The 21,905-nt window shown below is 69.6% G+C and carries 15 protein-coding genes; 9 read left to right on the plus strand and 6 right to left on the minus strand.

Going from position 1 to position 21,905, the window contains the following annotated elements; translation table 11 throughout:
* Positions 1 to 348 precede the first annotated feature (348 nt).
* The gene (locus K7W41_RS22750) at positions 349 to 2,187 is read right to left on the minus strand and encodes a menaquinone biosynthesis decarboxylase (RefSeq protein ID WP_224612791.1); all 1,839 of its coding nucleotides are present in this window, start codon (positions 2,185 to 2,187) and stop codon (positions 349 to 351) included.
* 119 nt (positions 2,188 to 2,306) lie between these two features.
* Here K7W41_RS22750 and K7W41_RS23660 point away from each other — a divergent pair, with 119 nt between their 5' ends.
* From K7W41_RS23660 to K7W41_RS22770, 4 genes are all read left to right on the plus strand, one after another.
* A complete protein-coding gene (locus K7W41_RS23660) occupies positions 2,307 to 3,917 on the plus strand; it encodes a DUF4153 domain-containing protein (protein WP_263490044.1) in 1,611 nt (536 codons plus the stop codon).
* Positions 3,918 to 4,124: 207 nt separating this feature from the next.
* A complete protein-coding gene (locus K7W41_RS22760) occupies positions 4,125 to 4,595 on the plus strand; it encodes a hypothetical protein (protein WP_224612792.1) in 471 nt (156 codons plus the stop codon).
* Between the two features lie 242 nt (positions 4,596 to 4,837).
* The gene (locus K7W41_RS22765; RefSeq protein ID WP_224612793.1) at positions 4,838 to 6,076 is read left to right on the plus strand and encodes a M24 family metallopeptidase; all 1,239 of its coding nucleotides are present in this window, start codon (positions 4,838 to 4,840) and stop codon (positions 6,074 to 6,076) included.
* A 208-nt stretch (positions 6,077 to 6,284) separates the two neighbouring features.
* The gene (locus tag K7W41_RS22770) at positions 6,285 to 6,962 is read left to right on the plus strand and encodes an SDR family oxidoreductase (RefSeq protein ID WP_224612794.1); all 678 of its coding nucleotides are present in this window, start codon (positions 6,285 to 6,287) and stop codon (positions 6,960 to 6,962) included.
* A 371-nt stretch (positions 6,963 to 7,333) separates the two neighbouring features.
* On the opposite strand, the gene K7W41_RS22775 is transcribed toward K7W41_RS22770, so the two are convergent.
* Positions 7,334 to 8,686: a M20/M25/M40 family metallo-hydrolase gene (locus K7W41_RS22775; protein ID WP_224612795.1), complete on the minus strand. Its 1,353-nt coding sequence runs from the start codon at positions 8,684 to 8,686 to the stop codon at positions 7,334 to 7,336.
* Between the two features lie 213 nt (positions 8,687 to 8,899).
* Between K7W41_RS22775 and K7W41_RS22780 the strand changes: the two genes are divergently transcribed.
* Both K7W41_RS22780 and K7W41_RS22785 read left to right on the plus strand, forming a co-directional pair.
* The gene (locus K7W41_RS22780) at positions 8,900 to 9,919 is read left to right on the plus strand and encodes a LacI family DNA-binding transcriptional regulator (RefSeq protein ID WP_224612796.1); all 1,020 of its coding nucleotides are present in this window, start codon (positions 8,900 to 8,902) and stop codon (positions 9,917 to 9,919) included.
* A 69-nt stretch (positions 9,920 to 9,988) separates the two neighbouring features.
* On the plus strand, positions 9,989 to 13,492 hold the full coding sequence (locus tag K7W41_RS22785; RefSeq protein ID WP_224612798.1) for a glycosyl hydrolase: 3,504 nt from the start codon (positions 9,989 to 9,991) through the stop codon (positions 13,490 to 13,492).
* 334 nt (positions 13,493 to 13,826) lie between these two features.
* On the opposite strand, the gene K7W41_RS22790 is transcribed toward K7W41_RS22785, so the two are convergent.
* The 3 genes from K7W41_RS22790 to K7W41_RS22800 all read right to left on the minus strand — a co-directional run bounded on the left by K7W41_RS22790 (position 13,827) and on the right by K7W41_RS22800 (position 16,987).
* Positions 13,827 to 14,804: a CorA family divalent cation transporter gene (locus K7W41_RS22790; protein WP_224612800.1), complete on the minus strand. Its 978-nt coding sequence runs from the start codon at positions 14,802 to 14,804 to the stop codon at positions 13,827 to 13,829.
* An 81-nt stretch (positions 14,805 to 14,885) separates the two neighbouring features.
* Positions 14,886 to 15,878 (minus strand): UDP-glucose 4-epimerase GalE, encoded by a 993-nt coding sequence (gene galE / locus K7W41_RS22795; protein WP_224612801.1) that lies wholly within the window; start codon positions 15,876 to 15,878, stop codon positions 14,886 to 14,888.
* 5 nt (positions 15,879 to 15,883) lie between these two features.
* Positions 15,884 to 16,987 (minus strand): LacI family DNA-binding transcriptional regulator, encoded by a 1,104-nt coding sequence (locus K7W41_RS22800; RefSeq protein ID WP_224612802.1) that lies wholly within the window; start codon positions 16,985 to 16,987, stop codon positions 15,884 to 15,886.
* Between the two features lie 62 nt (positions 16,988 to 17,049).
* Between K7W41_RS22800 and K7W41_RS22805 the strand changes: the two genes are divergently transcribed.
* A complete protein-coding gene (locus K7W41_RS22805) occupies positions 17,050 to 18,234 on the plus strand; it encodes an MFS transporter (RefSeq protein WP_224612803.1) in 1,185 nt (394 codons plus the stop codon).
* On the opposite strand, the gene K7W41_RS22810 is transcribed toward K7W41_RS22805, so the two are convergent.
* On the minus strand, positions 18,231 to 19,451 hold the full coding sequence (locus K7W41_RS22810) for a citrate synthase family protein (protein ID WP_224612804.1): 1,221 nt from the start codon (positions 19,449 to 19,451) through the stop codon (positions 18,231 to 18,233). The genes K7W41_RS22805 and K7W41_RS22810 overlap by 4 nt on opposite strands.
* Before the next feature lie 68 nt (positions 19,452 to 19,519).
* Here K7W41_RS22810 and K7W41_RS22815 point away from each other — a divergent pair, with 68 nt between their 5' ends.
* A complete protein-coding gene (locus K7W41_RS22815) occupies positions 19,520 to 20,827 on the plus strand; it encodes a beta/alpha barrel domain-containing protein (protein WP_224612805.1) in 1,308 nt (435 codons plus the stop codon).
* 240 nt (positions 20,828 to 21,067) lie between these two features.
* A complete protein-coding gene (locus tag K7W41_RS22820) occupies positions 21,068 to 21,868 on the plus strand; it encodes a polyphosphate kinase 2 family protein (protein ID WP_224612806.1) in 801 nt (266 codons plus the stop codon).
* The last annotated feature ends 37 nt before the right edge of the window (positions 21,869 to 21,905 follow it).

Below are 21,905 nucleotides of genomic sequence, written 5' to 3' on the forward strand. Positions count from 1 at the left end.
GCCCTCTCGGGCTTGTTTGGTCTTGCGACCTTGACCGAGTCTGGAGATCTCCGGGGGGAGATCCGCTCGGCACGACCTGTCGGTCGCTCCTGTCATCGTCATCAGAACCAGATTTTCATGCGTCCCAGCGAGGCCCTTGGGGGCTTTTCGCCTTCGCCCTTCTTCTCGGGCGAAGAGAACTATATGCCTTCTGCCCAATCCTGTCAACACCTCTGGCGAGACGTGCGGATGAGGGAAGTCGGGAGCGGCCCAGAACAATCCCAGAGCGTGTCTTGAGGGAAGCCTGGCACGGGCACCCACCTCAAAGCAGGGAGGGAGAGGTGACCCTCTCCCCCCTTGTCGACCTGCCTACCCTTTGAGCGGTGGCAAACCATACAGATGCCACAGGGCGTCCACCCGCCGGACCACCGCCTCGTCCATCACGATCTTGGGGGGCCACTCGCGCACGAAGCCTTCTTCGGGCAGCTTGCGGGCGCCGTCCCAGACCAGCAGGCCGCCTTCGGGCCAGACATCACGCTCCGGGTCAATGTTGTTCAGGATGGTCCACCAGACATCCTGGGGGTCATGAACCTCGGTTTCCTCGTCGACGATCAGCAGGTGGCGCATGCCGGCGGCGGCGGGGTGGGCGGCGAACGCCTGGGCGAGCGCCTGCGCCTGCCCGGGGCGGGTCTTGTTCAGGGCCACCGTCCAGTAGCCGTCCTCTGTCTGGGTCTGGGCCAGCACGCCCTCAAAGGTGGGCAGCGCAGCCGCCACCCGGGGCACAAACGCTTCTGGCGTCACGTCCCCCGCCTGCTCGTCACGCGAGGACACGGCGCCGCCCACCTCTTCGGGGCGCTTGGTGGTGGCGTCAATGATCAGCTTGCCGCCGTAGCCCCACCCCCGACTGGAATGGTCCAGCACATCTGCAGGGCCGCGCGTGGGCAGGGTGTCGCGCCCCGGCACCGCCTTCTGGGCCACCTCGCGCCACACGGCGGCGAAGTCGTTGACCTTCACGTCCTCGTCCACCACCACGATCACCTTGGCGAACATCATCTGGCCCAGGCCGAACAGCCCGTTGGCGACCTTATAGGCCTGCCCGGGATAAGTCTTCTTGATACTGACCACCACGAGGTTGTGCGCCACCCCGGCGGGCGGCATGTGGTAATCCACGACCTCGGGCAAGATGAGCTGCGCGGCGGGCAGAAAGAGCCGTTCGGAGGCTTCGATCAGGTAGGCGTCCTCCATGGGCGGGCGGCCCACGATGGTGGCCGGGTAGATGGGCTGGCGGCGCATGGTCACGGCCGTGACGTGAAACTGCGGGTACAGGTCCGGCAGGGTGTAAAAGCCGGTGTGGTCTCCAAAGGGCCCCTCCATGACCCAGGGCTCCTGGGGGTCCACGTAGCCTTCGAGAATGAATTCGGCGTTGGCGGGCACCTCGAGGTCCACCGTCACGCCCTTCATGACGGGGTAGCGCTGGCCGCGCAGGTAGCCGGCCAGGGCAAACTCGTCCAGCCCGGGAATGGGCGGTAGCGGCGCGGTGGCCGCGTAGATCAGGGCCGGGTCGCCGCCGATGGCCACCGCCACCTCCAGGCGCTGGCCCAGGGCCTTGGCCTTCTCCAAGTGCTTCGTGCCGGTTTTGTGGCGCTGCCAGTGCATGCCAGTCACGTTCTTGCCCATCACCTGCATGCGGTACATGCCCATGTTGCGCTCGCCGGTTTCGGGGTCCTTGGTGATCACCAGCGGCAGGGTCACGAAGGGCCCGCCGTCCTGCGGCCAGCACTTGAGGATGGGCAGCCTGGAGAGGTCCACCTCATCGCCGCGCCAGATCACCTCCTGGGCAGGGCCCGTTTTCACGCGGCGCGGCGGCAGGTTCATGGCGTCGCGCAGTTTGGGGAGTTGCCCCAGCAGCCCGCCCAGGCCCTTGGCGCCCTTCAGGTCAATCAGGTGGCGCACGCGCGCGGCCAGATCATCCAGGTCGGAGACCCCCAGGGCCAGGGCCGTGCGCTCGCGGGTGCCCATCAGGCCGATCACCAGCGGAAAGTCGCTGCCAATGACCTGCTCGAACAGCACGGCCGGCCCGCCAGTTTTTACCAGCCGGTCAGCGATTTCGGTGATTTCCAGATCCCGGCTGACCGGGGTGCGGACGCGCACGAGTTCGCCGCGCGCTTCGAGCAAGCGGAGGAAGCTCTGAAGGTCGGGAAAGGCCATGCCCTGGAGTGTAGGGGGCCGGGGCCGGGGCAACCGTACCCGCCCGCCCGCTGTGCGCGCTGAAGGCTGTCCTCCTTCCGGGGGACGCCACGGCCGGCCGGCACCACTACGGTGCATTCATGACCCCAGACGAGAGCCCCGCCGATGCGCCCGGCCCCGCTTCGCCCCCTGGTCCGTCTCCGCTGGCCCCAGCCGACTGGAGCGCCGCGCCCCCGGCCACGCCCCGGCCTGACCGGGCCGCCACCCCGCTGCTGGCCGCGCTGGGCCTGGGGCTGGCCGCCCACCTGCTGACCTGGCGCGCGGGCGCGCTGGGCCTGAACGCCGCCCTGTGGCTGACCCTGTTTCTGGCCGCAGGCGTGTGGGGCACGCTGCGCCGGGCCCAGCCCCTGAGCCGCGCCGGGGTGACCCTGCTGGGTGTGGCGGCGCTGTTCGGCGTCACGCTGGCGGTGTGGGACGCGCCCCCGGAACTGAGCCTCCTGAACGCGCTGGCCCTGCTGAGCGCCCTGACGCTGGGCGCGGCCTTCCTGCGCTTTCCCGAACTGGGGCAGGCCGCACCGGGGCGGGTGCTGGGCGCGCTGTTCACGGGGGGGCTGCGCTTTATGTACGGCCCCTTTGCGCTGCTGGAACGCTTTCCCTGGGCCCGCGTGCGCCCGGCGGCGGAGCAGGGCCGTCAGGCGGGCCGCCTGGGGGTGGGCGTGGCCCTGGCGCTGCCGCTCCTGCTGATCTTTGGCGCCCTGCTGAGCAGCGCCGACGCCGGCTTTGCCCACGCGCTGGGGCACCTGTGGCTGCCCAGCCAGCAGCTGGACGAGGTGTTCACTTCGGGCCTGACCCTGGCCCTGTGGTGCGGCTTTGCAGGCGCCCTGACCTACCCGGCCCTGATGGCCCTGCGCCCCAGCCTGTTTCCCCGGGCGGGTGACCCGGGCCGCCTGGGCCTGATTGAGGTGGGGGTGCCGCTGGGGACCCTGGCGCTGCTGTTCGTTACTTTTGCGGCCCTGCAACTGCCCACGCTGCTGGTGGGCGCGCTGCCAAGCGGCCAGACCTATGCCAGTTACATTCGCCGGGGCTACGGGGAACTGATGACGGTGGCCTTCCTGACCCTGAGCGTGCTGCTGGCGGCGCACAGCCTGCTGGCCCCGGGCCTGCGCCGCAGCCTGCCCTACCGGGCGCTGAACGCGGCGGTGCTGCTGCCGCTGCTGGTGATTCTGGCGGGCGCCGCGCAGCGCTGGGGGCTGTACACCCAGGCGTACGGCCTGAGCACCATTCGCGTGCTGGGCGCCGCCTTTCTGGTGTGGGTGACCCTCACGCTGGGCTGGCTGGCGCTGTGCCTGTGGCAGGGGCGCGCCGGGCGCTTTGCCTTTCCCGCGCTGCTGCTGGGCTTTGGCCTGCTGCTGGGCACCACCGCCCTGAACCCCGGCGCGCTGATTGCCACCCACAACCTGCACCGCCAGACCGCCGCCGTGACCAACGACCTGCGCCGCACCCCGCAGCAGGCGAACGCCTGGGACCTGCTGAACCTGGGGGCGGGCGCGGTGCCCGCCATCGTGGCGAACCTGGACGTGCTGGCGCCGGGCTGCGGCCCTGCGGCCAACTGCGTGACGCCGCAAACCATCATTGACGACCTGCATGACCGCTACGACGCCCCGCGTGATCCCCGGGCCTGGAACCTCGCTTACGCCCGCGCGCACGCACTCGTACAGGGCCTGCCGCCCCGCAGCCCCTTTAGCCGGTAAGCGCTGCTGCCCCCAAAGCCGCCTGGACAGCCCCCAGGCGGTCTTTTTTGCCGCCGATCATGCCTGACTACCGCCTGACCGCCAGCGATCATGGGCCGCTCACGGGGGGGCGCGTACCTTTGCCCTATCAGCGCCGGGGTACCGCCCGCCCAGCCGCTGTTTTCCCCCCCCGCCCCTCCGCCCTTTTTCCCACCAGGAGCCCCCACCATGACCACCCTGCCCCGCTTGGCCCGCCCCCAGACCGCCGCCCTGACCCCCCGCACCTTCTCGCCGCTGCTGGCCGCGCTGGCCCTGGGCACCCTGATGGTGCCGCAGCGCGCCCTGGCCGCCCCCGCCGACATGGTGGGCACCTGGGTGAACGGCAACGTCACCACGAACGGCATCACCCGCATCAATGTGACGCGCAACGCGGCCGGGCAGCTGAGCGTGCAGGTCTTTGGCCGCTGCCACCCCAACGACTGCGACTGGGGCCAGGCCCCCGCGCTGACCTACGGCCTGACCGTGAGTGACAGCAACCACTTCACCGCCAGCGCGGTGTTTACCAAGGGCTTTGCCAACACGGTGCTGGTGATGAACTTTGGCAAGGGCCGCCTGGACGTGCAGGCCTTGACCCAGTTCACCGACGGCAGTGGCCGCCAGAACTACGCCACCCGCGAGACCTTTGCCCGCTACCGCTGAGCCCTGGGAACGCGCCTCTCCCTCCCCCCGTACTGAAGAGGCAGGTGGATGATCCCCCACCACGCTTCCCTTTCCCCTTTCCGCACTCTGCTCTGGCCCTGGCCCGCCCGATCCCGGCGCGCCGGGGCCGGTGGCTGTGTGGACCAGCAGCTGTGTGGGCCAAGTCGGTGCCCAGTTGTTGGCTGGGCGCTGCGTCCATCCAGGCCGGGCGCTGGCCGCGCGGGGGCGTTACGCTGGCGCACATGACCTCGCCCATCACGCGGATGCAACGAGCCCTGAGCGCGACCGACCTGGACGGCTGGCTGGTGTACGACTTTCAGGGCCTCAACCCCCACGCCCGCCGGGTGCTGGCGCTGCCGGAGAGCGCCTTTTTAACCCGGCGCTTTTTCGTGTGGGTGCCCCGCCAGGGCCCGGCCACCGTGCTGCACAACCATATTGAGGGCGGCACCTGGGGCGAGATCACGCGGCACTGGGGCGCGGTGCTGCGGCCCTTTGGCTCGCACGCCGAACTGGACGCCGCGCTGCGCGAGGTGGTGGCCGGGCGCGCGCTGGCGATGGAGTACAGCCCGAACGGCGCGGTGCCCTACGTGGGGCGCGTGGACGCCGGCACCGTGGAGCGGGTGCGCGCCGCCGGGGCCCGCGCCATTCACACCAGTGCCGACCTGCTGCAGGCCTTTCTGGCCTGGAGCGCCGACGATCTCGCGGCCCACGAGCGCGCCGTGGCCGTGCTGATGACCGCCAAGGACGACGCCTTCCGCCTGATCCACGAGCGCCTGCGCGCCGGGCAGCCAGTGACCGAACTGGACGCCCAGGCCGTGATCATGCGCCAGATTGAGGCGGCGGGGATGCAGGCCGGGCACGCGGTGAACGTGTCGTTCGGCGTGAACGCGGCCGACAGCCATTACGAACCCAGCCCTGAACGCCACGCGACCCTGAGGGAAGGCGAGTGCGTGCTGATTGACCTGTGGGCCCAGGAACCGGGCCGCCCTTTTGCCGACGTGACCTGGGTGGCCCACGCGGGCACCCCGGGCGCCGAGTACCTGGACGCCTGGGCCGCCGTGAGCCGCGCCCGCGACGCCGCGCTGCACCGGCTGCAGCAGGACCATGCCGAGCAGGGGTGGGGCCAGCTGCAGGGCTGGATGCTGGACCGCGCCGCCCGCGACGCGATGGGCCCCGAGTGGGCGCCGCATTTCCTGCACCGCACCGGCCACGACCTGGGCGTGCAGATTCACGGCGCCGGGGCCAACCTGGACGACTACGAAACCCGCGACACCCGCACCCTCACCCCGGGCCTTGCCGTGACCATTGAGCCGGGCACCTACCCGGCCCAGAAGGGGTTTGGCATTCGCAGCGAGATCAACGTCTACCTGGCGCCCGAAGGCCCGCGCGTGACCACCCACACCCAGCGCGCGCCCTTTGTGCTGGGCCAGGGCGACTGGGCCAGCGTGCGGGCGGCTGGCTACGGCGAAGCCCAGGGCTAAGGGCCTCGCCCCTCCCCCATGCCAACGGTTCAGAAAAGCACCGAAACGTTTCCATTCCCGGTGTAAAGCCCTTTCTTCGCTTCTCGCTTCGCTCGATTGATCTGAAGATCAACAGCGAACGACTTAAGCGGCCCTTTTCCATGAGACCGGCTTAAAGAAACGCTCAGGCTCTCTCTCCTCCCCCACCGCCCACCCGTTACCCTGGGGTATGGCGAACCTCGGCTCCTCTACGATCATGCTGACGGGCGCGGGCGGCGCCCTGGCCACCGCCATTGCCCAGGAACTCGACGACGCGGGCGCGCAGATGGTGCTGGTGGGCCGCGGCGAGGCCCTGGAGCGCGCCGCTGACCGCTTTCCCGCCACCGAAGTGCTGGACCTGGACCTGACCCAGGACAGCAGCGTGGAGGCCCTGCGCAAGGTCAAGGTGGACACCCTGATTCACACGGTGGGCGCCTTTGCCATGCAGGACATCCACAAGGCCACCACCCAGGACCTGCGCGCGATGTTCGACACGAACATGACCACCCTGTTTCACGCCGTGCAGGGCGTGCTGCCCCACATGCTCAAGCAGAAAGACGGCCTGGTGATGGGCGTGAGCGCTGGGCAGGCCGCCCGCCTCAGTGGCCCCAAGTCGGCCCTGTACACCGCCAGCAAGGCCGCTGTATCGGCCTACGTGCTCAGCCTGCACGACGAACTGAAGGCCAAGGGCGTGCGCGGCATGGTGCTCTACCCCATGGGCGCCATCGACACCCCCGCCAACCGCGACGCCGGCCTGAGCTGGGAAACCATGATTGACCCGCGCGGCCTTGCCAAGAGCGTGGCCCACGCCCTGACCCGCCCCGACCGGGCGCACATCACGGAGATCAAGGTGTATCCGGATGTGTGAGGGGGGAGGCGGGTGGCAGGGAGCGGGGTGCGGGGAAAGAAGGGTGTAGGAAGTGGGTTGTAGGGAGTGGGAACAGACAAAGAAAAAGGCGAGTGGCGTGTTTGCCCTCGCCTTTTTCTTTGTCTGTTCAAAAGTAGAACCTTCTGGGCCGCACCAAGCCTTCTTGCCCCGTACCGCCCAGGTCCAGACGAAGCCGTCGTGCCCGAAGGGCGCGGGCGTAAGCCGATGGGCGGAGGCGGACCACGGCGTACGACACGGGGCGAAGGAAGGCCGCCCCACACCGTCAGTCAACGTTGCCCAGTGCGAACGTTGCTCCCCCCTGCCCCTCCGGGGTAGGGGGGCTGGGGGGGTGGGGCTACACAGAGAAGGGGTTAAGCAGGCCCATCCCCCAACGCCCCCAAAAACGCCGCCGCAAACCGAACCCCATTCTCGAAATCCCGCCGCAGAATATTCTCGTTCGGCGCGTGCACCCGCCCCCCCACATTCCCAATCCCCAGCGCCACCACCGGCGCCCCCACATGCCGCATGAATGGGTACATGGGCCCGCTGCCCCCACTGCTGGGGTTAAGAATCGGCGCCTGGCCGTGAACCTCCTGCGCCACCCGCACGGCCGTCTGCACAAACGGATGGGCCAGGTCGCTGCGCGCCGGGTGCTGGTGGCTTTCGAGTTCCACGATCTCAATGTCCCCGAAGCCCTGGGCGTCCAGATGGGCCCGCAGCAGCGCCACCACCCGCTCCGGGTCCTGGTCGGGCACCAGTCGGAAGTCCAGCTTGACCATGCCGGCCGCCGGCAGCACGGTTTTGCTGCCCTCGCCGCCGTAGCCGCCGTGAAAGCCGTTGACATTCACCACGGGCTTCAGGTTCAGCCGCGTGTGGTACTCCCCGCTCTCCCCCAGCGGGCGCGTGACCGCGTAGGTGTCGCGCAGGGCCTCACCGCTGCCGGGCAGGCGCGCAATAGCGGCCAGATCGGCCTCGCTGGGGGGGCGCACGTCGTCGTGAAAGCCGGGGATCAGCACGGTGCCGTCGGCGCCCCGCAGCGAGGCCACCACCGCTGCCAGTCGCCACAGTGGATTGTCCACCACCGCGCCATTGCTGCTGTGCAGGTCGCTGCCCGCCACCACGCAGCGCAGTTCCACGCACACGATCCCCTTCAGGCCCGCGTACAGCACCGGGCGCCCCTCGGGGGTAATAGCCCCGAATTCCCACCACACGCCGTCGGCTTTCAGGGCCTCGGCGTGCTCGGCCAAGAAGGCTTCCAGGCTGGGGCTGCCCACCTCTTCCTCGCCTTCAATCAGCCACTTCACCTTCAGGGGCAACTGGCCGCCACGCGCTGCTTTCAGCGCCCGCAGGCCCGCGAGGCGCGACACCAGCTCGCCCTTGTCGTCGCTGGCGCCGCGCCCGTAGAGCCGCCCGCCCTGCTCGGTCAACTCAAAGGGCGGCGTGTTCCACAGGTCCAGGGGGTCCTCGGGCTGCACGTCGTAGTGGTTGTAGATCAGCAGGGTAAAGGGGCCCTCGCCCGCCTCGGCCACCAGCACCGGGGCCACTTGCCCGGGAAAGGCGCGCACCGTAAAGCCCTCGGCCTCCAGCAGGGCCGTGACGGCCCCGGCGGTTTCAGGCAGGCAACGCCCCTGCGCCGACACGCTGGGCAGCGCCACCAGGGCGGCGAGGTCGCGCAGGCCGCGTTCAATCTGGGCCTCAAGGTCAGCCGGGCGGGGATGGGTCATACGGTGAGGCTACGGCATGGTCTCTAGGGCGCGGCCCAGCCTGACCGGACACCCCTGTACACACCCTCCATTTGACAACGTTTTCAACTGGGGGTAAGCTCACCCTACAGACCTCAATTCAGTCGCCGTGGGCCGCCGGGCCCCTGTTGCCAGTCGAGGGGGTCCTCAATATGGCCGGCTGCCTCTGCGCCGCATTCGGAGCACACTGTCCCCATGACCAGAAACGTCACCATCAAAGACATTGCCCGGGCAGCGGATGTGTCCATCAGCACTGTTTCGCGCACGCTGAACGGCTCCTCGGCGGTGGCCGAGGCCAAGCGGGTGCGGGTGCTGGCCGCCGCCGAGCGCCTGGGGTACGAGCCCAACGTGGCCGCCCAGGGGCTGGTGCGGGGCCGCTCCATGACCATTGGCGTGCTGACCCAGGACATCGCCAGCCCCTTTTACAGCGAGGTGGCGCGCGGCATTGACGTGGGCTTTGCGGGCAGCGGCTACCAGCCCATTTTTGTGAACGGCCACTGGCAGATTCAGGACGAGTCGGCGGCGATCACCGCGCTGATCCGGCGGCAGGTGGACGGCCTGATCATCCTGGGTGGCCGCCTGGGCGACGCGCAGCTGGCCGACCTGCATGCCCGCTTTCCGCTGGTGCTGGTGGGCCGCCGGGTGGCGGGCCTGGAGGGTGCCTGCCTGAGCGTGGACAACGTACAGGGCGCCTTTCTGGCCACCAGCCACCTGATTCAGCTGGGCCACCGCCGAATTGGGCATGTGACGGGCGTTCCCAGCCAGCGCGACGCCGTGGACCGTCTGGAAGGCTACCGGCTGGCCCTGGCCGAAGCCGGGCTGGCCTTTGACCCCCGGCTGGTCTTCGAGGGCGATTTCAGCGAGTCGGCGGGCATTCAGGCGGTGGAACACTGGCTGGGGCAGGGCGCGGCGCTCTCGGCCATCTTTACCGCCAACGACCAGATGGCCTACGGCGCCCGGCTGGGCCTGTACCGGCGCGGCATCCGCGTGCCCGAAGACATCTCGCTGATCGGCTTTGACGACCTGCCCGCCTCGCAGTTCACGCTGCCGCCCCTCACCTCGGTGCATCAGCCGCTCTTCGAAATGGGCGAGCAGGCTGCCCGCACGGTTTTGCACCGCCTGCAGACCCCGGATCTGCCCCTCACCCCTCCAGACCTGCCCCTGACCCTCAGCGTGCGCGAATCGGTGCGCTACGCCCGCCCGCTGCCCCACTAAGCCTGTTCTCCATCCATTTTGAAAACGTTTTCAACTGACCGCCCCAGTGTGGCGGTCTGGAGGTCACCTATGTCCACCGCACGCGCCCGCTTTCCCCTTCTGCTTGGCCTGACCCTGGCCCTCTCGGCCTGTGGCAGCGGCACGCCGCAGCCCGGCACCCCAGCCGCGCCGGGGCTGCAGGCGCAGGACTACAGCACCACGCCCCCGCCCGGCGCCAAGGGCGGCCCCACCAACACGGCGGGCGCCCTGCTGACCCCGGCCTGGACGGCCAACGCGGCGGCCAAGGGCAAGGCGCCCACGAACGAGTTCTGGTCGTCCATCCTGTTCAAGCGCAACGCGGGCAACGCCTACTCCGAGAACATGTTTGCCCACCCGCTGGCCATGCACGCCCGCGCGGGCGGCCTGGAACTCAGCTACCCCAACCGCTCGCAGATCGTGGGGGCGCCGGGGCTGGAAAAATACGAGTATCCCTACACCCCGGACCTGACCCTGGGCGTGGCAGGCCTGAACTCGCCAGACACCAAGACCGACGACTGGGGCGACTGGACCACCACCGCGTTCTGGAGTGATGGGGCCCGCACCCTGCGCGCCACTTTTGGGCACGGCCTGCCTTTCGTGTACGCCACCAAAACAGGCGGCGACGCCCAGGTCACCTTCATCGCCACGCCCACGGTCTGGTCGAACCAGGGCAACGTCCTGGGGGTCACGGTGAACGGGCGCCACTACGGCATCTTTGCGCCCACCGGGGCCAGCTGGACGGTGAACAACACCGTCGCCACTTCCACGTTGGCGGGCAAGGACTATTACTCGATTGCCGCGTTGCCCGACAACACTGTCGCCACCCTGAACGATTTCAAGACCTACGCCTACAACTTCGTGACGGGCAGCAGTGTGGGCTGGAGCTACAACGCGGCCACCGCCACGCTGAACAGCACCTACACCGTAAATACTGTGGCCAAGGAGGGCGCGGCCAGCGGCACGGTGCTGGCGCTCTACCGCCACCAGTGGCTGAATTCCGGCAGCGTGAACACCGGCTACACCTACGTCTCGCCTCGCGGGGAGATGAAGGTGGTGCGCGGCGCCAGCAGCTTTACCACCAGCCAGAAGTTCCAGGGCGTGCTGCCCTACCTGCCGGACAACGGCGCGGCCAACACCCTGAGCAAGACGCAACTGGCCGCCTACGTGAACGAGGCCAACACCAGCGCCACCCTGAATCCCACGGGCGACTCGTACTGGGTGGGCAAGGGTCTGGGCAAGCTGGCCGAACTGGTGCCGCTGGCCGAGCAGGTGGGCAACACCGCCGCGCAGACCGCCTTCCTGGACGCCATTCAGCGGGTGCTGCAGGACTGGCTGGACGGCCAGGGCAGCAACCTCTTCTACTACAACTCTGCGTGGGGCACCCTGATCGGCTACCCGCAGGGCTACGGCAGCGAGGAAGAACTGAACGACCACCACTTCCACTGGGGGTATTTCATCAAGGCCGCCGCGCTGCTCACGCAGTACCGCCCGAACTGGCCAGCGGGCACCACCCCACAGGGCCGCACCTGGGGCGCCAGCATCAACGACCTGATCATGGACGCGGCCAACTGGACGGGCAACACAGGCCAGTTTCCCCGCCTGCGCAACTTTGACCCCTACGCCGGGCACTCGTGGGCGGCCGGGCACTCGGGCTTTGCGGCCGGGAACAACCAGGAATCCTCCAGCGAGGACATGAACTTCTCCACGGCGCTGGTGAACTGGGGAGCGGTGACGGGCAACGCGGCCATCCGCGACCTGGGCATCTACCTGTACACCACCGAGACGGCCGCCATCGAGCAGTACTGGTTTAACCAGGGCGGCGGCGTGTTTCCGGCTGGCTTTAACAAACCCGCCGTGGGCATGGTCTGGGGCGACGGCGGCGCCTATTCCACCTGGTTCAGCGCCGAGCGCGAGGCCATTCAGGGCATCAACTTTCTGCCGATCACGGCGGGCAGCCTGTACCTGGGGCGCAATCCCAGCTACCTGAAAACCAACTACGACTTCCTGGGGCGCGAGCCGACCATGTGGCGCGACATCTTCTGGCAGGTGTACAGCCTGTACGACGCCGCCGGGGCCGTCAGCAAGTTTGGCAGCGGCGCCTATACCCCCGAAGAGGGCGAAACCAAGGCCCACACCTACCAGTTCATTCACAGCCTGAACGCCATGGGGCAGGTGGACACGGGCGTGACGGCCAACACGCCCCACTACGCGGTGTTCAAGAAGGGCAACACCCGCACCTACGCGGCCTACAACCCCAGTAACACCGCGATCACCGTGAATTTCTCGGACGGCGCGACCCTCAGCGTGCCGGCCCGGAAGGTGGTGTCCTCGCGCGGTGGGGTCACGAACCCCTGCGGCACCGATACGGTGGCCCCCGGTACCCCGGGCGGCGTGACCTCGCCGGGCCAGACCGCGTCGTCCATCAGCCTGAGCTGGGGCGCGGCCAGCGACAACTGCGCGGTCAGCGGCTACGAGGTCTACGTGAACGGCGCCCTGAACACCACCGTCACCGGCACCAGCGCCACGGTCGGCGGCCTGGGTGCCAACACCGCCTATCTGGTGAAGGTGCGCGCCCGCGACGGTGCGGGCAACATGGGGGCCTTTACCCCGGAAGTCACGGTGCGAACCTCCTCGGGCAGCACCACCGCCAACCTGCCCGGCACCGTGACCACGACGGGCGGCGCCATCGCCAACGGTCAGAGCCGGAGCTTCCCCGTGAACGTGACCTCGGCGGGGACCTACCGCCTGTCGGTTCAGAGCACCTCTGGCCTGAACAGCCGCCTGATCAACGTGGCCTTTAATGGCACCAACTACGACCTCGCCGTGGACGCCGGCCAGACCGTGATTGCCGATTTCCCGAACGTGGGGACCGGCGCGGGGACCATCACGATCACCGCCAAGAGCGACGGCGTGACCATCGGCACGGTCAGCGGCGCGAACCTCAGCGGCGGCGGGACCACCGACCCCTGCGCCACCGATAGCGTGGCCCCCAGCGTGCCTGCCGGCCTCACCTCGCCGGGCAAGACCGGCAGCAGCGTCACCCTGAGCTGGACCGCCAGCACCGACAACTGCGGGGTCAGCAAGTACGAGATCTACACCAACGGCGCCCTGAGCGGCAGCGTGACCGGCACCGGGGCCACCGTGACCGGCCTGAGCGCGGGCACCGTGTACGCCTTCAAGGTGCGGGCCCTGGACGCCCGGAACAACGCCTCGGCCTTCACGGGGGACCTGAACGTCACCACGGCCACCAGCGCGGTCACTGTGCCCGGCGTGATCACCCCCAGCGTGGGCGCGATTGCCAATGGCGCCAGCCGGGCCTACGACCTACAGGTGAACAGCGCCAGCAACCTGCGCTTTCTGGTCACCAACGCCAGCAGCGCCGCCAGCAGCGCCTTTACCCTGAGCTTCAACGGCCGCAGCGTACCCCTCTCGATTGGCGCGGGGCAGACCATCCCGGTGGACTTTGCCGGCGTGGGCGCTGGCCCGAAGACCCTGACCCTGACCGCCAATTCGGCCGGCGTGAGCCTGGGCAAACTGGAGGCCGTGACGTACTAGAGCGGTTGCCATGAAGATGCTGTTGGGTCTTGACCCGCTCCCCGCGTGGGAGAGGGAAAGGGGGAAGCCGCACCCTTGCCTATTCTGGCCTTGACCCTTTCCCCTTGTGGGACCCGAAGAGCGGCGCCGCAGAGGGGGGTGAGGGAGTTCTTTGGTCAACCGCTCTATCACGAGGCCCAGAGCCGCCTGGGGGGGACTCCCGGCGGCTTTGGGGCAAAACGAGCCGCGTGTTGACGGAAGACAGCGGCGCCGGCGGCCTGAACGGGCATCTGCGATCAGAACAGCGCCGCTTGAGGCGTGGGGTGGGCCCAGCGGCCCGCCCCCTTGCCTTGCCCTACAACCAGCCGCGCCAGCGGCCCAGGCCCACCACCACCACAATCAGCCCCAGGCTGAACAGCAGCACATCGCGGAACCCGGTGTTGCCGGCCTTGAAGACATCCGCCTGAAAGTTCATGCCCATCAGCCCAGCCACCGCCGCAATGATCCCCAGCGTCACCGTCACCACGGTCAGCACCCGCATCACCTCGTTGGTGCGCTGGCCCGTGGAACTCATCAAGAGGTCGAAGGTGCCCAGCACCGCCTCGCGCGCCTGGGCAATCGCGTCCTGGGTGTGCTCGAAGTTGTGCAGCAAGCGGCTGAGGCGCTCTTCAGGCTGGTCGTGCTGAAACACGGTGAACTCGGGGCTGGCCAGCGCCACGTACACCGGGCGGTGGGCACTGAACACCCGCCGCAGGGCGCTGACCTCCCGCCGCACGGCGATCAGGCGAGCCAGGTGCGCGCGGCCCTCGGCAGGCTGGGCCAGAATGCGCTCGTCCAGATGGTCAATGTGCGCTTCCACTGGCTCCAGGGCCCGGCGGTGGGCTTCCACATGGTGGCCCAGCACCACGGCCAGAAAGGCGGCGGCGTCCAGCGCGCCCAGATGGGTGTCGGCCTCCAGCTGCGCGCGGAAGGCGTCCAGAAACCCGGCTGGCCCGGCGTGCACGGTGTACACCACGTTTTCCTGCGCGGCCATGTTCACCGGCACCGGGGGCCCCAGACCGCGCGCCTTTTCCGGGCGGGGCGAGAGCACCCGCAGGTGAACGGCCTGGGCCAGCCGGTGCAGGGCCGGCTCCTGGCCCTCACGGCACAGCCAGTCGCGGGTCAGGTCGTCGGCGGGCAGGGAGCCGCAGGCGGCGGCCAGCGGCTCGCCTTCACCGGCCTGCACGTCCACCCACAGCAGTTGATGGGGCTGAAGGGTCAGCGCCTCCCGGCCCAGCTGGACGGGGCGGTCCTGGCCGTCGGCATCGAACAGCAGCGCGGACACGGTGGCCATAGCGCTACTGTAGGCCCGCGCCCGCGCCGGGCAGATGTTGCTCGCCTAAGAGCGGGCCTGGGCCAATCCTTACCGTTGCGCTCAGCGGGAAAAGTCGTGTGGGTGCGTGCGGTGCCAGTTCCAGGCGGTGCGCACGATCTCGTGCAGGTCGGTAAAGTGCGGCGTAAAGCCCAGGTCCTGGCGAATGCGCCCAGCGTCGGCCACCAGCCGGGGCGGATCACCTGCGCGGCGGGGGGCCAGTTCGCGCGGCAGGGGCGTGCCGGCCACCGCGTCAAAGGCGTCCAGCACCTCTTTGACGCTGAAGCCGTGGCCCAGGCCCACGTTGTAGGTGCCGGCCGTGCGTTCGCCGCGCGCCAGGGCCTCCACCGCCAGCACATGGGCGTCGGCGAGGTCCTGCACATGCACGTAGTCGCGGATACAGGTGCCGTCGGGGGTGGGGTAGTCGTCCCCGAAAATCAGCATCTTCTCGCGCTGGCCCAGGGCGGTCAGGGCGGCCAGCTCGATCAGGTGGGATTTGCTCTGGTGCGCCTCGCCAATGTCGCCTTCGGGGGCCGCGCCGCACACGTTGAAGTACCGCAGGATGATGTAAGGCAACCCGTGCGCCGTATGAAAGGCGTGGATCATGCGCTCGGTCATCAGCTTGGTTTCGCCGTACACGCTTTCGGGGTGCAGGGGGGCGTCTTCGGGAATGGGCACGGCGTCGGTGGTGCCGTACACGGCGGCCGTGGAGGAAAACACCAGCGGAATCTTGCGGGTTTCAGCAATGGCCTGCAGCAGGTTCAGGCTGCCCACCACGTTGTTGCGGTAGTAGCGGCCCGGGGCGCGCATGCTCTCGCCCACCTCGATCAGCGCGGCAAAGTGAATCACGGCGTCGGGCTGGTGGGCCACCAGGGCGGCCTTTACAGCCTCCGGGTACAGTAGATCGCCCTGCACCAGCACCACGTCGTCCGGCAGGGCCGCCGCTTGCCCGCTGCTCAGGTTGTCGAATACCGTCACATCATGGCCTGCGCGGCGTAACTGCCGCACGGTATGAGACCCAATGTAGCCCGCTCCCCCCACCACCATCAATTTCATGGTCGTCAGGGTAGTGCAGGTGGGGGAGCTGCAGTGCCGCGCAGGGTGAGGCGGGTGGGAAGGCAGAGTTCATGGGCGGCCTCGCCACGCAGCAGCGCGCGCATGGCCTCGCCCACGGCCCGGCCCTTCTCGGCGGTGGGTTGCCACACGGTGGTCAGGTTCAGCGCCGCGCTGCTGGGCAGGTCGTCGTAGCCGATCACGCTCAGGTCCCCGGGCACCTGTCGGCCCAGGGCGGCGGCGGCGCGCAGAGCCCCCTGGGCCAGCACGTCACTCATGCACAGCAGGGCGCTCAGGCCGGGCTGGGCCTGCAGCAGCGCCAGGGCGCGGGCCTCGCCCTCCTCGGGGGTGTTCTGCACCGTTTCGGTGAGGTGCAGGGCGGCCCCCGGCACCCCCGAGAGTGCCGCGCGGTAGCCCGCCAGCCGCTGCACTGAGGGCCGGTAGCCAGTCGGCGGAACGAAGTCCGGGGCCAGGGGGCCACCCCCCGAATCCAGTAGGCCGCCCGGTGTGAGCGGCAGGCACACGGCGCCCAGCTGGCGGTGCCCCAGGGCCAGCAGGTGGGCGGCGGCGGCCTGGGCGCCCCCCAGATCGTCAATGCCCACGCCCACCACGCCGGGCTGCGGGTCCTGGTCCACCAGCACCGTGGGCAGGCGGCGGTCCAGCACCGCGCGCAGCAGCGCACTGCCCCCGGCGGCGCAGTACACGATGAAGCCGTCCACGCTGGCGCTGCGCACCGGCAGGGTGACGTCGGCATCTGGGCCATGCGGGCTGGCGAGCAGCAGGGCACTCAGACCCTCGCCCTGGACCGCGCGGGCCACACTGCCCAGGAACAGTGCGGCGGCCGGGTCAGCAAAGGCGTAGTCCAGCGGGGCGTCGTACACCACGCCCAGCACCCCGGTGCGGCCCCGGCGCAGGCTGCGCGCCAGAGGGTCGGGGCCGTGGTAGCCCAGGGCCTGCGCCTGCTGCAGAATGCGCTCCCGTAACTCGGCGCTCAGCTGGTCGGGGCGGTTGTAGGCGTTGCTCACGGTGGCCACGCTGACCCCCAGGGCCCGCGCCACATCCCGCAGGGTCACCCGGGGCCCCGGCGGCGGCTCGGCACTGGCAGAAGGCATGGGCAGATGCTAGCGTATCCCCCAGGTCTCTGAAACGTTTCAGCTTCCGTGTCGAGGTTGCCATGTCCCACCCCCCAGCTCCCCTGCCTGCCCGGCGCGCCGTCAGCGTCATGTTCCTAATCAATGGCGTGCTGTTCGCCACCTGGGGCGTGAATATCCCCGGCGTGCGCGACAGCCTGAACCTCAGCGAAGCCCAGATTGGCGCGGCCCTCCTGGCCGTGGGGCTGGGCAGCCTGTGCACCATGCCGCTCACCGGGGGTTGGACCGCGCGCTACGGCAGCCACCGCGTCACCTGGGCGGTGTCGGTGGCCTGCATGCTAAGCCTGCTGCTGCCCTTTATCGCGCCCAACTTTGCGGCGCTGGTGGCGGCCCTGGCGGTGCTGGGCGCCCTGAACGGCTGCATGGACGTGGCCATGAATGCCCAGGGCGTCACGGTGGAAAAGGCCCTGGGCCGGCCCATCATGAGCCGCCTGCACGCCTACTTCAGCCTGGGGGGACTGCTGGGCGCGGGGCTGGGGAGCCTGCTGGTGGGGCGCGTGCCCCTGGCCGCCCACGCGCTGCTGGTGGTGGCGGTCACGGCCACAGCGGCGCTGCTCTCGGGCCGGTTCCTGTGGCCCGACGCGGCGCCCGCGCCCACACAACTGGCCGCCAATGAACAGCCGCCGCGCCGCTCGCCCCTCAGCGCGGCGGCGGCGCTGCTGGGCGCGCTGTGCTTTCTGGGCATGCTGGCCGAGGGCGCCAATTACGACTGGGCGGCCCTTTATTTCCGAGACGTGCTGGGGGTGACGGGCGGGGCCTCGGGGCTGGGCTACGTGGCGTTTGTGGGCGCCATGACGCTGGGGCGCTGGTTCGGGGACCGCGCCCGCGCGCAGCTGGGCGACCCCTCCACGGTGCGCGGCGGCGCCGCCCTGACCGCGTTGGGCCTGGGGCTGGCGCTGCTGGCGCGCGATCCGCTGCTGGCCGCCGCTGGCTTTGCCCTGTCGGGCCTGGGCCTCAGCAACGTGGTGCCGGTGATGTACGGCGCGGCCGGGCACGCCCTGGCTGGGCGCGGCATTGCCCAGGTGGCGACCATCGGGTACGGCGGGTTCCTGCTGGGGCCCCCCGCCATTGGGTTTATTGCCCAGCATGTGGGGCTGGCGGCGGCCCTGGGGCTGGCGCTGGGCGCGGCGGCGCTGGTGGCGCTGCTGGGTGGGCGGGCCTTTGCGCTGATCCGGGGCCAAGCGGCCCCCACACCCGCCGACGCCTAAATAGACCCGGCCAGGGGCGGCCCCACATACCGGGCCCGGGGCCGCAGCAACCCGCCCTGCCCGGCTTCCAGTGCGTGGGCCAGCCAGCCCACCGCGCGCCCCAGGGCAAACAGCGTGGCGGTGTCTTCCGGGTCGCGGCCCAGCACATGAATCAGGGCGGCCAGCGCCAGATCCACGTTGGGGTGCTCGCCTGTCTCTTCCTGGGCCGCCGCGCCCAGGGCCAGCGCAGCCTGCACGCCGGGGGCCCCGGGCCACGTCTGTGCCAGGGCCGCCAGCAGCGCCGTGCCCCGGGGGTCGCCGGCCGGGTACAGGGCGTGCCCAAAGCCGGGCACCTGCCCCAGTTGCCGCGCGGCCTCGTGCAGCGCCGCGCGGGGGGTGCCGCGCAGGGCACCCAGCAGCAGGGCGTGGGCGTTCAGCGCGGCCAGACCATGCCGGGGCCCCTGCAGCGCACACAGGGCCGCCAGCACGCTGTGGGGCAGCCCCGCGCCGCTGCTGGCGGTGACCCGCGCGGCAAAAGCGCTCACATTCAGCTCGTGGTCGGCCAGCAGCACCAGGGCGCGGCGCAGCACGTCGGCGCTGTCTGGGCGGCCCCAGGCGCGCGCCAGGCGCAGGTGCAGCGGCAGGTCTGGCGCCGGGGGCAGACAGACATGGCGTTCCAGCGTGGCGTACAGCAGGTTCAGGGTGCGCGCCGCCTGCCGCAGCCGCGCCCCGGGGCGGGTGTCGTGGGCCGCCGGGTCGTGGGCACCTGCATGGGTCAGGGCGTAGCCCAGGGCCTCCAGGGGCCGGGCCGCGCGGGGCTGCCCCCCCAGATTCAGCCGCGCGCGCAGCGGCAGGGCCGGATGCCCGCCCAGGTCACCCGTCCACAGCAGGGCGGCCACCTCTTCCACTGTGGCGGCCTCGGCCAGTTGCAGGGCGGCGTGGCCCCGGTAGATCAGGGTGCCCCCCTGAACCGTGGTCAACACGCTGTCCAGCACTGGCTGGCCCCAGTTCAGGCTGGCCTGCACCGCGCCCTGCACCGCCGCCTGTGGATCGCGGCGTCCGGCCTGCCGCTCGACCAATGCCGCCACATCGCCCGCGTGGTAACGGCGCGCCCGGGTGCCCGCCGGGCCCGGCTCGCTGCGGATCAGGCCGCGCGACACATAGGCGTACAGGGTGGCCGGCTTGACCCCCAGCGCCGCGCAGGCCTGGGCTGTGGACAGAGAGGCAGGAGGAGCCACAGGTTCAGCCTAACATTGATTCCAGAATCAAGATTGACGACATTGATATGCAGGTCTACCGTGCGGACATGACCCCAGGCCCTGTTCAGGATGTCCCGGCCCCCGACCTCTTTCCGGCCGCTTTTCCGGACCACACCTTTCCCCGGCTGCTGTGGGAAGGCGCGCCCCCGGCCACCCTGCCGGCCCAGGCCTGGGTGACCGAAACCACCCACCGCGACGGCCAGCAGGGCGGCCTGCCGCTCACCCCCGAAACCGGGCTGGCGATCTATGACCTGATGGGCCGCTTTACCGCCACCAGCGGCGCGCTGCGACAGGCGGAGTTCTTCGTGTACCGCCCCGCCGACCGCGCCATGCTGGAAGGGGCCCTGGACCGCTGGCGGGGCGGCCACCCGGTAGAGCCCACCACCTGGATTCGGGCCACCCGCCAGGACGCGGCGCTGGTGGCCGGGCTGGGCGTGCGGGAAACGGGCATGCTGGCCAGCGCCAGCGATTACCACACCTTCTACAAGTTCAGACCCGGGGGCCGGGCCCAGGCCGCCCGCACCTATCTGGACGCGGTGGCGGCCGTGCTGGACGCTGGGCTGCGGCCCCGCCTGCACCTGGAAGACGCCACCCGCGCCCCACGCGAGTTCGTGCTGCCGCTGGTGGAGGCGGTGCAGGCCCTGGCCGCGCCCTACCCGGCGGCACAGGCGCCCCGCATCCGGGTGTGCGACACGATGGGCGTGGGCCTGCCCCTGGAAGGCGCGGCGTGGCCCCGCAGTGTGCCGCGCCTGATCCGCGAGTTGATCGCGCTGGGGGTCCCCGGCGAGCAGCTGGAGTTCCATCCCCACAACGACACGCATCTGGTGGTCGCCAACAGCCTGGCCGCCGTACTGGCGGGCTGCGCAGCGGTCAACGGCACCTTGCTGGGCAAGGGCGAGCGCACCGGCAACGCTCCACTGGAAGGGGTGGTGCTACACCTGATCGGGCTGGGCCTCACCGGACCGGCAGACTTTACGGTGCTGGGCGAACTGGCCGACCTGTACGAAGGACTGGGCCAGGGCGTGCCCGCCAAGTACCCCCTGTTTGGCCGCGACGCCCACCGCACCCGCGCCGGCATCCACGCCGACGGCCTGAACAAGTTCTGGCCCATGTACGCCCCTTTCAATGTGCCCGCCCTGCTCGGCCGCCCCCTGGAACTCAGCCTGACCAAGGACAGCGGGCTGGCCGGCCTGATCTTTCTGATCAAGTCGCATACAGGCGTGGAACTTGCCAAAAGCCACCCAGGCCTGCAGGCCCTCCACGCTGAGTTGAACGCCGAGTTCGATGCGGGCCGGCAGACGGCGGTGGAATGGGAAGAGGTGGCTCAGAGGGCCACGGCGCTGGTGGCGCAATAGGGCCAGGACACAGGGAGACTGGACCGTCGAGAGCCAAACGGCGGAGAGCCTGCCACGCTCAGTTTCATATGACAGCGTTTTCCACCCGCTCTCACCCCACTGCCCCCAGCGAATGGGCCTGCACTCTTTCGGGGAGTGTCGCCGCGAGTACGAGGATTCTCCCTGGCATTCTCAGGACTGGGCAGCAAACACAGAAGCCCTGGCTGTCCCCTTCCTCTGTCCAGTGGTACGCTCCCGGCCATGAAACTCCAGCCTTACCGCGTGGCCCCGGGCACGGCGCCCCGTCTGGCCGACTGGGCCACCGACGACGCCGGGGGTCTGAAAAAAGATGAGGGACAGGCTCAGACGGCTGCGCTTCTCCCCCAGCTCGCCGACTTACAGGAACGCCTCTACGCCGAGAACAAGCAGGCGCTGCTGATCGTGCTGCAGGCGCGCGACGCGGGCGGCAAGGACGGCACAGTCAAACATGTATTCGGCGCCCTGAACCCCAACGGTGTGCGCGTGAGCAATTTCAAGGTGCCCACCCCAGAAGAGCAGGCCCACGACTTCCTGTGGCGCGTGCATGCCCAGGTGCCGCGTCATGGCATGGTGGGTATTTTCAACCGCAGCCACTACGAGGATGTGCTGGTGCCGGCTGTGCAGGGCCACCTGGACGAGAAAGCTATTCAGCGCCGTCTGGAACACATCCGGGCTTTTGAAGCCCTGCTGGCCGACCACGGCACGCGCATCCTGAAGTTCTACCTGCACATCAGTCCCGAGGAGCAGCGTTTACGCCTGCAAGAGCGGCTGGATGATCCCAACAAGCACTGGAAGTTCAACCCCAGTGATCTGGAAGCCCGGACGCAGTGGGACGACTACACCCGCGCCTACGAAACCATCCTGACGACCAGCACAGAGGCGGCGCCGTGGTACGTCATTCCGGCAGACCGCAAGTGGTTTCGCAATCTGCTGATCAGCCACGTGGTTCTGGCCACCTTGCAGGCGATGAAGCCAACATTTCCAGCCCTGAACTTTGACCCCAAGAGTATCCAGATCAGTTGAGAGGGGTGGACGAAAACGAAAGGGCAAGGAACAACAA

Source organism: Deinococcus multiflagellatus, from assembly GCF_020166415.1.
Taxonomy (GTDB): Bacteria; Deinococcota; Deinococci; order Deinococcales; family Deinococcaceae; genus Deinococcus; species Deinococcus multiflagellatus.

Excerpts from the sequence above, each read along its gene's own strand:
- galE (WP_224612801.1), bottom strand. The coding sequence starts at position 15,878 with ATGAAATTGATGGTGGTGGGGGGAGCGGGCTACATTGGGTCTCATACC.
- K7W41_RS22820 (WP_224612806.1), top strand. The coding sequence starts at position 21,068 with ATGAAACTCCAGCCTTACCGCGTGGCCCCGGGCACGGCGCCCCGTCTG.
- K7W41_RS22780 (WP_224612796.1), top strand. The coding sequence starts at position 8,900 with ATGACCAGAAACGTCACCATCAAAGACATTGCCCGGGCAGCGGATGTG.
- K7W41_RS22775 (WP_224612795.1), bottom strand. The coding sequence starts at position 8,686 with ATGACCCATCCCCGCCCGGCTGACCTTGAGGCCCAGATTGAACGCGGC.
- K7W41_RS22750 (WP_224612791.1), bottom strand. The coding sequence starts at position 2,187 with ATGGCCTTTCCCGACCTTCAGAGCTTCCTCCGCTTGCTCGAAGCGCGC.
- K7W41_RS22815 (WP_224612805.1), top strand. The coding sequence starts at position 19,520 with ATGACCCCAGGCCCTGTTCAGGATGTCCCGGCCCCCGACCTCTTTCCG.
- K7W41_RS22765 (WP_224612793.1), top strand. The coding sequence starts at position 4,838 with ATGACCTCGCCCATCACGCGGATGCAACGAGCCCTGAGCGCGACCGAC.
- K7W41_RS22760 (WP_224612792.1), top strand. The coding sequence starts at position 4,125 with ATGACCACCCTGCCCCGCTTGGCCCGCCCCCAGACCGCCGCCCTGACC.
- K7W41_RS22805 (WP_224612803.1), top strand. The coding sequence starts at position 17,050 with ATGTCCCACCCCCCAGCTCCCCTGCCTGCCCGGCGCGCCGTCAGCGTC.
- K7W41_RS23660 (WP_263490044.1), top strand. The coding sequence starts at position 2,307 with ATGACCCCAGACGAGAGCCCCGCCGATGCGCCCGGCCCCGCTTCGCCC.
- K7W41_RS22770 (WP_224612794.1), top strand. The coding sequence starts at position 6,285 with ATGGCGAACCTCGGCTCCTCTACGATCATGCTGACGGGCGCGGGCGGC.
- K7W41_RS22785 (WP_224612798.1), top strand. The coding sequence starts at position 9,989 with ATGTCCACCGCACGCGCCCGCTTTCCCCTTCTGCTTGGCCTGACCCTG.
- K7W41_RS22800 (WP_224612802.1), bottom strand. The coding sequence starts at position 16,987 with ATGCCTTCTGCCAGTGCCGAGCCGCCGCCGGGGCCCCGGGTGACCCTG.
- K7W41_RS22790 (WP_224612800.1), bottom strand. The coding sequence starts at position 14,804 with ATGGCCACCGTGTCCGCGCTGCTGTTCGATGCCGACGGCCAGGACCGC.